Origin of the sequence: Acidovorax sp. SUPP3334, assembly GCF_030159055.1 — a bacterium.
GTDB lineage: Bacteria > Pseudomonadota > Gammaproteobacteria > Burkholderiales > Burkholderiaceae_C > Paracidovorax.
Genome location: NZ_BQXQ01000008.1, coordinates 1 through 13,544 on the forward strand (window position 1 = coordinate 1; position 13,544 = coordinate 13,544).

Annotated in this window: 14 protein-coding genes and 1 pseudogene; 8 read left to right on the forward strand and 7 right to left on the reverse strand. The window is 69.5% G+C overall.

Annotation, left to right across the window (positions count from 1 at the left end):
• Positions 1-488: 488 nt before the first annotated feature.
• A complete protein-coding gene (locus AVHM3334_RS05875) occupies positions 489-1,007 on the reverse strand; it encodes a hypothetical protein (protein ID WP_284410479.1) in 519 nt (172 codons plus the stop codon).
• Here AVHM3334_RS05875 and AVHM3334_RS05880 point away from each other — a divergent pair.
• The 3 genes from AVHM3334_RS05880 (at position 1,006) to AVHM3334_RS05890 (ending at position 3,668) form a co-directional block, all read left to right on the forward strand.
• Complete coding sequence (locus AVHM3334_RS05880; protein WP_284410481.1) at positions 1,006-2,217, forward strand: esterase-like activity of phytase family protein; 1,212 nt, start codon at positions 1,006-1,008, stop codon at positions 2,215-2,217. The two genes, AVHM3334_RS05875 and AVHM3334_RS05880, sit on opposite strands and share 2 nt — an antisense overlap.
• Positions 2,214-2,915 carry an AraC family ligand binding domain-containing protein gene (locus AVHM3334_RS05885; protein ID WP_284410484.1) on the forward strand — a complete coding sequence of 234 codons (702 nt, stop codon included), beginning with the start codon at positions 2,214-2,216 and terminating at the stop codon, positions 2,913-2,915. Before AVHM3334_RS05880 ends, AVHM3334_RS05885 begins: the two co-directional genes overlap by 4 nt.
• Before the next feature lie 99 nt (positions 2,916-3,014).
• Positions 3,015-3,668, forward strand: a complete 654-nt coding sequence (locus AVHM3334_RS05890; RefSeq protein WP_284410486.1) for a Smr/MutS family protein — start codon at positions 3,015-3,017, stop codon at positions 3,666-3,668.
• Positions 3,669-3,680: 12 nt separating this feature from the next.
• On the opposite strand, the gene AVHM3334_RS05895 is transcribed toward AVHM3334_RS05890, so the two are convergent.
• From AVHM3334_RS05895 to AVHM3334_RS05905, 3 genes are read right to left on the reverse strand one after another with little or no spacing between them, the layout of a single operon-like run.
• Positions 3,681-5,195, reverse strand: a complete 1,515-nt coding sequence (locus AVHM3334_RS05895) for a sensor histidine kinase (RefSeq protein ID WP_284410488.1) — start codon at positions 5,193-5,195, stop codon at positions 3,681-3,683.
• Between the two features lie 19 nt (positions 5,196-5,214).
• Positions 5,215-5,889, reverse strand: coding sequence for a response regulator transcription factor (locus tag AVHM3334_RS05900; protein ID WP_284410490.1), 675 nt, complete (start codon positions 5,887-5,889; stop codon positions 5,215-5,217).
• Entirely contained in the window at positions 5,889-6,626 is a 738-nt protein-coding gene (locus tag AVHM3334_RS05905) for a PepSY domain-containing protein (RefSeq protein ID WP_284410492.1), read from the reverse strand. The genes AVHM3334_RS05900 and AVHM3334_RS05905 overlap by 1 nt, the downstream gene beginning before the upstream one ends.
• A gap of 136 nt (positions 6,627-6,762) precedes the next feature.
• On the opposite strand from AVHM3334_RS05905, the gene AVHM3334_RS05910 reads away from it, so the two are divergent.
• Entirely contained in the window at positions 6,763-7,413 is a 651-nt protein-coding gene (locus AVHM3334_RS05910) for a PepSY domain-containing protein (protein ID WP_284410493.1), read from the forward strand.
• Here the strand turns inward: AVHM3334_RS05910 and AVHM3334_RS24020 are convergent.
• Both AVHM3334_RS24020 and AVHM3334_RS05920 read right to left on the reverse strand, forming a co-directional pair.
• Positions 7,391-7,936 (reverse strand): RidA family protein, encoded by a 546-nt coding sequence (locus tag AVHM3334_RS24020; protein ID WP_502869862.1) that lies wholly within the window; start codon positions 7,934-7,936, stop codon positions 7,391-7,393. The two genes, AVHM3334_RS05910 and AVHM3334_RS24020, sit on opposite strands and share 23 nt — an antisense overlap.
• A gap of 154 nt (positions 7,937-8,090) precedes the next feature.
• Complete coding sequence (locus tag AVHM3334_RS05920; protein ID WP_284410495.1) at positions 8,091-8,507, reverse strand: group II truncated hemoglobin; 417 nt, start codon at positions 8,505-8,507, stop codon at positions 8,091-8,093.
• Positions 8,508-8,650: 143 nt separating this feature from the next.
• Between AVHM3334_RS05920 and AVHM3334_RS24025 the strand changes: the two genes are divergently transcribed.
• Together AVHM3334_RS24025 and AVHM3334_RS05925 are read left to right on the forward strand one after the other, a co-directional pair.
• Entirely contained in the window at positions 8,651-8,812 is a 162-nt protein-coding gene (locus AVHM3334_RS24025; protein WP_502869863.1) for a hypothetical protein, read from the forward strand.
• Positions 8,813-9,004 (forward strand): annotated as a pseudogene (locus tag AVHM3334_RS05925) (LysR substrate-binding domain-containing protein); the annotation flags it as partial.
• 97 nt (positions 9,005-9,101) lie between these two features.
• Here AVHM3334_RS05925 and AVHM3334_RS05930 read toward each other — a convergent pair.
• On the reverse strand, positions 9,102-11,624 hold the full coding sequence (locus AVHM3334_RS05930) for an ABC transporter permease (RefSeq protein ID WP_284410497.1): 2,523 nt from the start codon (positions 11,622-11,624) through the stop codon (positions 9,102-9,104).
• A gap of 160 nt (positions 11,625-11,784) precedes the next feature.
• On the opposite strand from AVHM3334_RS05930, the gene AVHM3334_RS05935 reads away from it, so the two are divergent.
• Both AVHM3334_RS05935 and yjjJ read left to right on the forward strand, forming a co-directional pair.
• Complete coding sequence (locus AVHM3334_RS05935; RefSeq protein WP_284410499.1) at positions 11,785-12,102, forward strand: hypothetical protein; 318 nt, start codon at positions 11,785-11,787, stop codon at positions 12,100-12,102.
• Positions 12,103-12,183: 81 nt separating this feature from the next.
• Positions 12,184-13,542, forward strand: a complete 1,359-nt coding sequence (gene yjjJ / locus AVHM3334_RS05940; RefSeq protein WP_284410501.1) for a type II toxin-antitoxin system HipA family toxin YjjJ — start codon at positions 12,184-12,186, stop codon at positions 13,540-13,542.
• Positions 13,543-13,544: the final 2 nt, after the last annotated feature.

A 13,544-nucleotide genomic window follows, 5' to 3' on the forward strand; every position in this document is an offset into this window, starting at 1 on the left:
GGCACGCCAGCCTGTGCTCGCCACAGGTGACCTTGAAATCAATGCGCCGTTTGGCCGTCTTGAGGTCCACCTCGCTGACCGACCACGGTGCCTGCAAACCCAGCGCCGCCGTGAACAAGGTCTCTACGCCAACGCTCATCTTCTTGCCTCCGCTTCAGCCCAGCACTATCGCATTACCCCGCGCGTTCCCTGAGGTCAAGTTCCACTCGAAACGGCATAGAACCTTCTTGGCGCCATAGTGGGATACCGCCAAGGCCGCGCCCACCGAAAGAGCGGCTAAACAGAACCCTTCCTGCATCGTTGCCGCATTGCAGTACTGCCTGCGATACGGCGCCCGGCCAGAACCGCTGCGCTCGGTTCTTTAAGCCGTTCCGTTCTAAAGGCAGGAGCTTGGAATGGGTGAACGAGCAGGCGCGCTCGGCGGCCACCCCCGCCCTGTCCAGGTCAGCGAAGAACCCGCTCTTTGATCGAGCGACCGCTGCATCCGCTCAGCACCCCGCCGGCCGGTTTCCGCGCAGGGTGAGCAGGCCGGTGACCCGCAGTGTGTCACCCGTGCCGTCCGTGGCCGTCAGGCGCTTGTTGACGATCTCCAGGTAATCGCGGCTGTGGTGCACGTCGGTGTCGTCGCCATCGCCATTGGCGGTGGCGAACTCGCGGCCGCGCACGTTCAGGATCAGCCGGTAGAGCGAATCGGCATTGGTCGCGTAGCGCACCGTGCCGGAGGCCGTGCCGTCGCCGCCCACCCGGTCGGCCCCGTCGAAGCCGAAGCTGCACATCTCGGGGTCTGTGCCGGTGGCGGGCAGCTTGGTGACTTCGATGGCGTTGATGTTTCCGTCGCCATAAGCGCCGTCCAGGCCGCTGACCGAGGCATTGGTCACGGTGAGCGAGGCTGCGCGTCCATCCAGGGAATCGCTGCCCCCGCCGCACGCGGACAAAAGCGCGGCGCAGGCCAGCAGGAAGGACAGGGCAGAGAGGGTTTTGAGAGTCGCTCCTACACTGCGCGCCATGCCAGCGACCCGCCCGCCGCCTGTGAGACAACGCCCCTGGGGATGCCGGGCAGCCTGCGCTGCAGCATCGGCCGCGCTGCTGACGGCCTGCACTGGCGCGCGGCAGGCCCCTGAGCCAGCGCCCGCCACCGCGCCCCCCGCGCTGCGCCTGATCGGCACCGCCGCCATCGCCCCGGGCACCGAGGTGCTGGGCACGACCTTCGGCGGTATCTCGGGCATCGACTACGACCCGGTGCGGGGCCGCTGGCTGCTGATCAGCGATGACCGCTCGGCCCTGCAGCCGGTGCGCATCTACACCGCCACGCTGCGCTACACCGCCACGCAGATGGAGGCTCCCGCGATCACCGGCACCGCGCCGCTGCGCCAGGCCAGCGGCGCGCCCTTTCCCTCGCCCCGCCGGCCAGAGCCCGGTGTGGACGTGCCCGATGCGGAGGCCGTGCGCTGGCTGCCGGGCGGAGACGGTTTGCTGTGGACGAGCGAAGGCGACTTCGCGCGCGGATTCGGGCCGCAGTTGCGCGAAGCCCGGGCAGATGGCGCGTGGGTTCGGAATTTCCCGCTGCCCGCAGCCTTCACCCCTTCCGCCGACCGCCAGCGCGGCCCGCGCGCCAATGCCACGCTGGAGGGTCTTGCGCTCTCGCCCGACGGCCGCACCGCCTGGCTGGCCATGGAGGCGGCCTGGGTGCAGGACGGCCCCCGGCCCACGCCGCAGGCGCCGGGCGGGCCGCTGCGCATCACGGCCATCGACATCGCGAGCGGCGAGGCGCTGCGCCAGATCGCCTACGTGCCGGACGCCGTCGCCCACGCACGCCGCATCCCCTGGGGGCCGCAATGGAACGGCGTGAGCGAGATCCTGGCGGACGGGCCGCACCACCTGCTGGTGCTGGAGCGCAGCTACAGCGCAGGCGCGGGCTTTTCCGCGCGGCTGTATCGCATCGACACCCGCGCGGGCAGCGACACGCTGGCGCTGCCCGCGCTGAAAACCGAGGGCACCGCCCTTGACACGGCCACGCCGAAGACGCTGGTGGCCGACCTGGGCCAGTTGGGCGCCGGCACGCTGGACAACCTGGAAGGCATGGCCTGGGGCCCGCCGCTGCCCACGGGCGGGCGCGTGATCGTGTTCGTGAGCGACGACAACTTCAACCCGGCGCAGGCCACGCAGTTCATCGCGGTGGAATACCGCCCGGCGGCCACGGGGACGGCCGCGCCATGAACGGGCTGCCATCCCCCCGCGACTGGGTCGTGCAGGCGGCCGAGGGCAATGGCCACGAAGCCGGCCTGCCGTGCATCGAGGCGTATTTCCAGAACCACGGCTACGCGCCGCACCGGCACGATACCTACGCCATCGGCCGCACGCTGGCGGGCGTGCAGAGCTTTCGCTACCAGCGCAGCCGCCGCGACAGCCTGCCGGGCCAGACCATCGTGCTGCACCCCGACGAGCTGCACGACGGCCATGCGGGCACCGGGGACGGCTTTCGCTACCGCATGGTGTACGTGCCGCCCGCGCTGCTGCAGCCGATGTTGGGCGGCCTGCCGCTGCCTTTCGTGGCGGGCGGCATCAGCGACGACCCACGGCTCGCCGGGCCGATCCAGACCCTGCTGCAGCGCATGGACGGCCCGCTCGACGCGCTGCAAGAGCAGGATGCGCTTTTCGACCTCGCCCAGGGGCTGTGCGCGGCGGCGGGCCAGCCGCGCGGGCGCAGGGCCTGCGATGCTGCGGCGGCCGAACGCGCGCGGCATTTCCTGCACGACCACCTGCATGCGGCCACGCCGGTCACGCTCGCCGATCTGGAGCGCGCCCGAAAAACACCCAGCACCGGCCGTGCGCGCTGGGCGAGGTCTGGCTGCTGCTGGTGGAGCCGCGCGGCGTGGTCAACACCGGCGACAGCGGCGGCGAGCGAACGGCCCTGAACGATCTCTGGGTGTGACTCAAGGCCCATGGCCCGCGCCGCCTCCGGGGCTCTGCCACGCACGCGGCGGGGGCCTTTGCACTTGGGGTACAACCGGCGCATGAAAGTGAAGTCCTTGCAGGATCTCCAGCCGATGCGCCAGGCCCTGGCAGAGGCGGCCGAGCGCGAGGCCCGGCTGCTGCGCGAGCGGCAGGAGGCCGCGCGACGTGCGCGGGCCGAGCTGATGCTGTTCGAGAACGCCGTCGGGCCCGTGCAGGCCCTGCGCGGCCAGCACGACCGGCGCTGGCACCGGCCCCTGCCGCCCGAGCCGCTGCCCGTGCAGCGCGAGCTGGACGAAGAACGGGTGCTGATGGAATCCATCAGCGACGAGTTCGACGTGACGACCCTGCTGGATGTGGACGATCAGATGAGCTACCGCCGCAGCGGCATCGGCCCCGAGGTGACGCGCCGCCTGCGCGCGGGCCACTGGAGCATTCAGCGCCAGCTCGACCTGCACGGCCTGCGCACCGACGAAGCGCGCGAGGCGCTGGGCGACTTCATCCGCCTGGCGCACCGCATCGGCCTGCGTTGCGTGCGCGTGGTGCACGGAAAAGGCCTGGGCTCGCCCGGCAAGACGCCGGTGCTCAAGGGCCGCGTGCAAAGCTGGCTGGTGCAAAAGAAAGAGGTGCTGGCCTTCGTGCAGGCGCGGCCCGCCGAGGGCGGCGCGGGTGCGCTGGTGGTGCTGCTGCAGCCGGTGCAGCGGCGGGAGCACTGAGCCGCTGTCCGGTCAGGCGCCCCGACTGCGCGGCCCCGGCACCAGCCCCCGCATCTCGACCCGCACCGACAAGCCCTTGAGGCTGTCGCTCTTGCCCAGGTGCAGGCCGCCGCCGTAAGCCTGCACGATCTGGCTGGCGATGGCCAGGCCCAGGCCGCTGCCCTGCACCGTTTCGTCGAACCGCAGGCCGCGTTGACCGGCCGCCTGCAACTGCTCGGCCGTCATGCCGGGGCCGTCGTCTTCGATGTCGATGCGCAGGCCGGGGTGCTCGGCGCCCTCTTCCACGGCCGGGCCCGCCGCCAGCGTGAGCCGCACCTGCGAGGCGGCCCACTTGCCCGCGTTGTCCAGCAGGTTGCCCAGCACTTCTTCCAGATCGGCCCGCTCGCCGCGCCACCGCAGGGGGCCCGCGGCGTGGTCCTGCAGCGACCAGTCCAGCGCTTGCGCGGCGTGCAGGCGCCGCATCATCGACAGCACCTGCGATGCGCACTCCCGCACATCCACCGCCTGGCCCGCAGCGCCGGGGTGGGCGTGCAGCGCATCGCTCAGGGTGCGGCCCTGGTAGCGGTCCACCAGTTGGGCCATCGCATCGACCTGCTGCTGCACCTCGTGGCTGGCCACCTGGGGATGGGCGCTGGCCTGCGCGCTCAGCAGCGCCAGGGGTTTCTTGAGGGCGTGGTTCAGGTCCACGGCGTGGGCGCGGGCCCGCGCCACCACATGGGCGTTGTGGGCGAGCAGGCCGGCCAGTTCGTTTTGCAAGGGCTGCAGGTCACGCCCCGTGGGGGCGGCCAGGTGCTCGGACAGATGCGCCGCCACATCGGTGTGCTGCCCTTCGGGCGCCCGCAGGGCCGCCAGCAGCGCCTCCAGCCGCCGCAGCGGTGCCAGGCCGACGCGCACCTGCAGCCAGGCCAGGCCGCCGGCCAGCAGCATCAGCGTCAGCCCGGCCAGCACCAGGGTGCGGTCGATCTGCCGCAGGCTGCCCTGCAGTTGCCCGGCGGGCCCGTACACGGTGAGCGCCACCGGCGCGGGGGGCTGGCCCAGGGTGATGGGCACGGTCAGCGCGAGCAGGGGCTCCTGCAGCGGCCCGGTGGCCAGGTGCAACACCTGGGAGCCGCGCGCGGGTTTCGGCCCGATGGGCAGGCGGTCCATGTCCCACAGCGACCGCGAGCGCAGCACTTCGCCGCCTGCGAAAGCACGCCAGTACCAGCCGGCGTAAATGGCGCTGAATTCGTCCGCACCGCCGGAGGCCTCGCGCAGGCCGCCTGCCGGTTCCCGCTGCAGCCGCGCGCCCACGCGCTGGGCCTTTTCGCGAAGGATCTGCTCGAAGCCGCCCAGCAGGCTTTGCTCCATCTGCCCGCGCAGCCACAGGCCGCCCGCAGCCACCAGCAGCAGCATGGGAACCAGCGCCAGCACCGCGATGCGCGTGGCCATGGGCCATTGGGCCAGCGCGAGCGCCCAGGCCACAAAACCCCGGGCCGGCGTGGGCTGCGCCTTGGATTCGCCGCTCGGGCCGGGGCGGCTTTGCGTCATCGCTGGCCGGCGCGGCGCATCAGCCGGGCACCTCGGGAAAGACCAGCCGAAAGCCCTGGCCGCGCTCGGTCACCAACTGGGGCGAGCCGCCGAGCTTTCGGCGGATGCGGCCGATCAGCACATCCAGCGTGTTCGAGTCGGGGTCGAGATCGCGCGCGTACACGTGCTCGCCGATGTCGGTGCGGGTAAGCAGCTTGCCCGGGTGGTGCATGAAGTACGCAAGAATCTTGTGCTCCTGCGCGGTGAGCTGCAGGCTTTGCCCCTGCAGCGAAAAGCGGCCCTGCACCACGTCGTATTCCAGCGGGCCGGCCCGCAGCACGGCGGCGGTCGAGCCGGCGGCGCGGCGCAGCATGGCGCGCAGGCGCAGCACCACTTCGTCCATGAGGAACGGCTTGGTCAGGTAGTCGTCGGCGCCTGCGTTGAAGCCGGCGACCTTGTCGCTCCAGCGGTTGCGGGCGGTGAGCACCAGCACGGGCCAGCCGCAGCCCGCCTCGCGCCAGTCGCGCAGCACGCTCAGGCCGTCCTTGAGCGGAAGCCCCAGGTCCAGCACGGCGGCGCTGTAGGCTTCGGCGCTGCCGGCAAAAGAGGCGGCCTCGCCGTCGTGCTCCACATCCACCGCGAACCCCGCGGCCTCCAGCGCCGTGCGCAGTTGCGCGGCCAGCGCGGCATCGTCTTCCACGACCAATATGCGCATCAGTCGTCCGCCTTTCGCCGTATGACTTCGAGGGTGACGGCATCGACCTCCAGCTCCAGCTTGAAGCCGTTGGGCTGCTGCAGCTCCACGCTGTAGTAGGCGCGGCGCCGGTGGTCGGTTTCCAGTTCGATCTCCAGCACCAGTCCGGAAAAGCGCGGCTGCAGCGATTCCAGCACCGCGTCCATGGACTTGGTCGCAGCCGGCGCGGAGGAGGCCTGGGGCGGGTGCAGCACCTCGCCGGTGTTGACGTCCAGCAGCAGCTTCAACTCGCCGGCGGGCCGGTCCGACAGCTTGACCTCGTACACGGCCTTGCCCTGGGCGTCGCGCTCGAACTCGGCATTGACCACGCGCGAGCCGTAGCGCTGCTCCACCTGCCGGATGTACCTGGCCATCTGCGCCAGCGTGACGGGTTGCGCGGGGCCATCGCGCTCCTGTGCCACCACGGAGCCGGTGGCGGCGTCCACCAGCACTTCGCGCTTGTTGCCCCGCGCATCGATCACGGTGATCTCGTAGCGCAGCTCGCCCTTGCGCCCGCGCTTGCTCTCGACTTCGATGACCCGGCCGGCGTACTGGCGGCTGATGTCCGCAATGATGCTGTTGAGGGGCTTGAGCTGGCCGTTCAGCACGCCGCGCCGCGCCGCGTCCTGCTCGGCCGCAGGCGCCTGCACGCACGCCAGCGCCGCCGCCAGGCAGGCGGCGGCCCGCAGTGCGCAGAGGCCCAGGGTCCGGTTTTTCATCGCGGGATTATTGCCGGCGCGGTTAAACGGCCCATGAACGGGCGCTTCATGGAAGGTTTAGGAACGGTTGCGCACACTGCCCCCAGTTCTTGCAAACCCCTGCAACCACCACCGCAACCCGAAAGGAAAAAGCACCATGAAAAAGACCGCCGTGACCCTGGCCATCGCCGCCGCTGCCGCCGCATCCGCCGCCATTCCTTCCATGGCATGGGCGCTGACGGCCCAGGAAGCCGCCAACGTGATCACCCAGCACCAGTACGTCGCGCCGCAGGACCTGCAAAAGCGATACGGCTACTGGAGCGCCGATGCCGTCGCCCTCGATGGCCTGCGCGTGGACGTGCTGGTCAACGACGCGGACGGCACCCTCACCACCGTGCGCAAGAGCGACATCGGCGGCGCGCTGCCCAGCGTGGATCGGGTGGCGCAGGCGCTGCGCGCCAGGGGCTACGGCTTCGTGTACGACGTGGAGCTGGACGACGGCTTCTGGGAAGCCAAGGCGCGCCAGTCCGCCAACCAGGCCGAGAAGGTGGAGTTCGTGCTGCACCCCGTCACGCTGGAGGTGCTGAGCCAGGTGGGCCGCAGCGGCGGCACGGTCAACAACCAGCCGGTGCTGGGCGCCGACCAGGTGCTGCAGGCCCTGCAGCAGGCCGGCTACACCCGGGTGCACGGCATCGAATACGAAGACGGCTACTGGGAGGCCGAGGCCACCAACCTGGCCAACCTGTCGGTGGAGCTGCGCGTGGAGCCCACCACCGGCAAGGTGATCAGCGAACGGCTGGACGATTGATTTCACGCGGCTGCCGGCAGCCGCAGAGCATCAGGCCCTGGCATGCGCGAGCACCCAGGGCCTGATCGGCTGGTGCAGCGCAGCCGCCCGATGGAGTTGGACAGCCAGCCGCGCTCCATGAATGGCGGGTCATGGCCGGCGAGCCGATGAAGCCCGCCAGCCAAGCCGCGTTACCTGGACAGATCCAGCCGGTACTTGGACGTGCCCTTGCCCGAGCCGCCCACCCGCATGCACCCGATGGCCGATGCCCACCCGGCCGGCGCGCGTTCAGTCCGCGACGGCGATCAGGTCCACCTCGACCGAGGCGTTCTTGGGCAGTTGCAGCACGCCGACCGAGGTGCGCGTGTGCGCCCACGGCGCCGGTCACCACCACGGTATCGCCCACGCGCGGAATCTGCCCGCTCAGGTAGATCTGCCGGCCGTCGCGCACCAGCGGAACGTAGTTGCCGCCGATCTTGATCTCGCCATCGAACCGATGGCCCAGGGCCTGTGCTTCCTCTTCGAACCGTGCATCGCAAGACATCGCCATTTCCTTTTTTCGGGGGGGTGAATCTGTGGGCAGGGCGGCAGGTGCCGCGGGTGGAATGCGCGCCAAAAAGGCCTCCAGCGCAATAAAAACGCCGGCATGCAGCTACAAAAACAATAGCAAACGGATTTATTGATGCCGCGCTGGCCGGTCAACCGCCGCGGTTGCGCATCCAGTCGGCCGTGCCCATGAAGCTCTCGCGCAGGCGGGTGCGCAGGTCGGCGGGCACGCCGGTCTCGCCCATGGCCTGGTCCATGCAATCGACCCACTGGTCGCGCTCCTTGATGCCGATGGAAAACGGCATGTGCCGCATGCGCAGGCGCGGGTGGCCGAAGCGGCTCTGGTAGTGGTCGGGCCCGCCGAGCCAGCCGCACAGGAACCAGAACAGCTTGTCGCGCGCGTCCGCCAGGGTGCTGCCGTGCGCTGCGCGCAGTTCGGCATAGCCGGGTTCCAGGTCCATCAGGTCGTAGAAGCGATCGACCAGCGCGCGCACGCGCTCTTCGCCGCCGATCCATTCGAAGGGCGTGGCAGGGGCGGCGGGCGCGGGCGGGGATTCGGACAGGGACATGGCGGCGGGCGAAGGGGAGCAATCCAGCCCTCGATTGTAGAAAGCGCCGCCCCGCGTTCGCCGCCCGACCGCACGCAGGCGAACACCGCCACTGCCGTGAACACGGTCACCCCGGCCAGCACGCGCAGCAAGGCGGCGAAGACATGGTCGTAGCGCCGCTGCAGCTCGTCCTGCGAGAGCCGGGGCAGCAGCGCCCGGGCACGGGACAGGCCCCGCGCGGGCGCCTGCGGGTGAGCCTGCCCGAGTTCAAGGCGCTCTACCCCGACGTGGAACTGGAGCTGGACTTCAACGACCGCCTGGTCTAAATGCCCGACTTCCTGGCGAAGGACGCCATCGAGCGGGGCGAACTGCAGCAGGTACTGGCCACGCACCTGGTGCACACCGGGCAGTTCTCGGCGCTGTGGCCGTAGAGCCGGCAGCCATCGCCCAAGGTGCGGGCGTTCGTGGACTTCATCAGCGAGCGGCTGTTTCAGGACCACCGAGCCACCAGCGTTTGAATCAAAAAGCCCTCCAGCGCATATTCCTCTAGGGGATATAGCTATCAAAAAAGGAGCGTTCTCGATCAATGCTTCCCGGCCGCCCTGTTCCGCCGCCCTACTCCGCCGCCCGGCGCAACGTCTCCACCACGGGGCGGCGCAGCACATCGCGCAGGCCCCACCAGCCGGCCGCCAGCGCCAGCACGGCCCCTGCCAGCGCACCGATCAGCGGCACCCACGGCGTGGCCGTCCAGGCGAAGTCGAACACGTAGCGCGCCAGCGCCCAGCCCACCGCCACGGCCACCACGCTGGCAAGAAAGCCCGCCAGCAGCCCCACGCCCGCCAGCTCGGCCCGCTGCACCTGGCGCAGCAGGCTGGCCCGCGCGCCGACGGCCCGCATGATGGCGAACTCGCGCGCCCGTTCCTCGCGCGTGGCCGTCACGGCGGCGAACAGCACCACCAGCCCCGCCGCCAGCGTGAAGCCGAAGAGAAACTCCACCGCGCGGATCACCTGCCCGAGCACGCCCTGCACCTGGGCCAGCGTGGCGCTCATGTCCACGTTGGTGATGTTGGGAAACGCCCGCACCAGCGTGTTGTCGAAGCCGGGCGTGGCCGGCGCGCGGTAGGCGGCCAGGTACGTCACCGGCAGCTCGGGCGGCAGTTGGTCCACGGTGTACATCACGAAGAAATTGGCGCGCAGCGAGCCCCAGTCCACCTTGCGCAGGCTGGTGATGCGGGCCTCGCTCATCGCGCCCCCGATGTCAAAGCGCAGCGTGTCGCCGAGCTTCAGGCCCAGCGTTTCGGCAATGCCTTCTTCCACGCTCACCGAGTCTTTCTCGCCCGGTGTCCAGCGGCCGGCCACGATGGGGTTGTGGCCGGGCGCCTGCTCGGCGTTCGAGAGATTGAATTCGCGGTCCACCAGGCGCTTGGCCCGGTCGTCGGTGTAATCGCTGGTGCCCACGTCCCGGCCGTTGATGGCCACCAGGCGGCCACGGATCATGGGATACCAGTCGTACTGCGCCACACCGCCGTCGCGCAGCGCCTTCTGAAACGCCTGCGACTGGTCGGGCATGACGTTGATCACGAAGCGGTTGGGCGCATCGGCCGGCGTGGAGCGCTGCCAGCTGCTGATCAGATCAGTGCGCAGCAGCACCAGCAGCACCAGCGCGAGCAGCCCCACCGCGAGGCTGCTGACCTGCACCACGGCATACACCGGCCGGGCGGAGATCTGGCGCGTGGCCAGCACCAGCCAGCGCGGCGCCGTGGCCTCGTTCACGCTGCGGCGCAGCAGCTTCACCGCCGCCCACGCAAGGCCGGCGAACAGCAGCACCGCGCCCGCAAAACCGCCCACGGCGATCAGGCCCAGCTTCAGGTCGCTGCTCACCGCCAGCAGCAGCGCGGCAAAGCCGGCCACGCCCACGCCCAGCACGGCCAGCGACGCGGGCTTCAAGCCCCCCAGGTCGCGCCGGATCACGCGCAGCGGCGGCACCTGCGACAGCTGCAGCACCGGCGGCAGGCCGAAGGCGAACATCAGCGTGAGGCCCATGCCTAAGCCGAACGCCACCGGCCACAGGCTGGGCGCGGGCAGCGCCGTCTCCACCAGCCCGGCGAGCAGCAGAACGAACACGTGGTGGACCGCGTAGCCCAGCAGCACGCCCAGCGCGCTGGCGAAGAGCCCGATCAGCGCGAACTCCACCACGTAGCCGCCCGCGATGGTGCGCTGGCTCTGGCCCAGCACGCGCAGCAGCGCGGCCGCATCCAGGTGCTCGTTGGCAAAGCCGCGCGCCGCCAGCGCCACGGCCACGGCCGACAGCAGCGCCGCGAGCAGCGCCACCAGGTTGAGGAATTTCTGCGCCCGGTCCAGCGTCTGGCGCATCTCGGGGCGGCCACTGTCCAGCGACTCCACGCGCACGCCATGCACCTCGGGCGCCTTCACCGCCTCGACGGCCCAATCGCCGAACTGCTTGACCGCCCGCGCCTCGCCCGCCACGGCGAAGCGGTAGGTGAGCCGGCTGGCCGGCTGCACCAGCCCCGTGGCCGGCAGATCGAGCGCATTGACCATGACGCGCGGCGCAAAGCTCATGAAGCCCGCTCCCCGGTCCGGCTCGATGGCGATGATGCGGGCGATGCGCAACCGGGCATCGCCCAGCAGCAGCGAATCGCCCATCTGCAGGCCCAGCGAGCCCAGCACGGGCGCATCCACCCACACCTCACCCTGGGCTGGAATGTCGCGCGTGGACCGCGCGGGCGCGCCCGGCGCATCGGCCACCTGCAGGCTGCCGCGCAGCGGATAGCCCGGCTCCACGCTCTTCAAGGCCACCAGCCGGCTGGCGCCCCCCTGCGCATCGCTCGCTCGGCCCATGGTGGGAAAGCCCAGCGTGGTCACCGCGGACAAGCCCGCGGCCCTGGCCCGCTCGACGAACGCCGCCGGCGTGGGGTTGTCGCTCGCCACCACCACATCGCCGCCCAGCAGCTGCAACGCATCGCGCTGCAACCCGCCCTGCAGCCGGTCGGCAAAAAATCCCACCGAAGTGAGGGCCGCCACGGCCAGCGTGACCGCAACGATCAAAAGACGCAGCTCGCCAGCCCGCAGATCACGCCACAGCGTGCGCCAGCCGATTCGGAAGAAGGACAGGTTCATGGAGGGCGACGTTAGCGCAAATGGGTTGGGCTTCGGGTGGGAAGGGGCTCAGGGCGCGCGATCTGGAGTTTTGCGGCGGCCAGTGTGGATGGGTCGGGCATGCGGGCCATGACGCGGTTTATGATTCGCTCGCCATTAGTACGTGACTATTCAGCAATTCATGAGCGACCCACCACCCCACACCGTCTGCGGAGTGCTCGCGGCCATCGTGGCGGCAACGCTCTTCTTCGTCACCACAAACTTCGACCGTGCAAAGCTGGCTCACACCGACGCGTGCGGGGCTGGAAGCTATCGTCTCAATGTCTATAAATACAGCGGCGGCGCGGGCTATGTCGAATTGACGGACAGACAAGGCAAGGGGTTCGGACGAGCGGACTTTTCAGAGGGCGCCTATCTCGATCCCGAGTGGTCGGGCGATTGCCTCATGGTCACGGTAGGAACCGACACGGACCGCGTGAAAATCGAGGTGGCGCGTTGAGGAGATGAAGCGCGGCCGCATCGCCAAAATCCTTTCATTGATCTATTCATCAAAGCATTCGATCCAGATAGACTGAAAGGTATGCAGTCCGCCGCCGAGCATCATTCCGCACTGATTCTGAAGATGCTTCTTCAAGGCCCGAGAACCGCGCAATTCCTCATGAATGCTCTGGGTGCCAGCCAGCCTACGGTGTCGCGCACCCTCAAGGCATTGGGTGATGAAGTGGTGCGGATCGGCGCTGCAAGATCTATTCAATATGCACTCCAGGATGGTGCCCGTGCGAATTTGCAGGCCCCGGTCTACCGTGTGTCCGCCGAAGGAAAAGTCCACGAACTCGGCACGCTGATTCCGGTCACTCCCGAAGGCTTCGTGATGGCGCAGGCCGATGGCCAGCGCGTTCACAGCGATGGCTTGCCCTGGTGGATCTTCGATATGCGACCCCAAGGCTATTTGGGGCGGGCCTATAACCAACGACACGGCGCGCGCCTGGGCCTGCCGGAACGGTTGAGCGACTGGGGAGACACCCATGCGCTGCGCGCGCTGCTGCTCCAAGGAGACGACTTGCCAGGCAACCTTCTTTTGGGGTCGGCGGCGCGAGAGCAGTTCGTCAATGCGCCAGCCCCGACGCCCATCCCGGCGGCTCGCAGGCCGCGGGCCTACGCAGAACTTGCTGCTGCGGCAACGCGTGGCGAACTGCAGGGGTCGTCCGCAGCGGGTGAACAACCGAAGTTCACCGCCTATGTGCAACCGAAAGCCGGGCCGGCCGTGCACACCCTCGTCAAATTTTCCGCATCCCTACCGACCTTGGTCAGCGAGCGCTGGCGTGACCTCCTGCTGGCGGAACATATCGCGCTGCAAGTGCTGGGAGACGCTGGAATCGCGGCATCGCTCACCCGTGTCATCGACCATGGCACGCAGCGGTTTCTCGAAGTGCAGCGTTTCGACCGGGTGGGGGCGCTGGGCCGCCGTGCCTTGTACTCTCTCGCGGCGCTGGACGCGGAATTCGTGGGTCATGGCGGCCGATGGCCCGACATCGCGCAGGCATTGGCACGCGAACGGATCATCGTGCCCGAAGCGGTGGAAGGGGCCTGCCTGCTCTGGGCTTTCGGCACCCTGATCGGCAATACCGACATGCACAGCGGAAATCTTTCGTTCATGTCGGAACAAGGCCGCCCTTACCGGCTGGCACCCGCTTACGACATGACGCCCATGGCTTTCGCGCCGACGGCCGGCGGGGATCTTCCGCAGCGCAAGCTGGCGTTGAACGTGGGCCAGCAAGTGCCCGCCCGGGCTTGGCTCCAGGCGCTGCCCATGGCCCAGGAGTTCGTGAAGCGCCTGCCGGAGACCAAAGGCTTCAGCGGTGGATTCGAGCCCTGTCTTGCCGCCCTGCAGTCGCATGTCACCCTGGCAGCCGAGCGGATCGCCCGGCTGGCTCCATGACC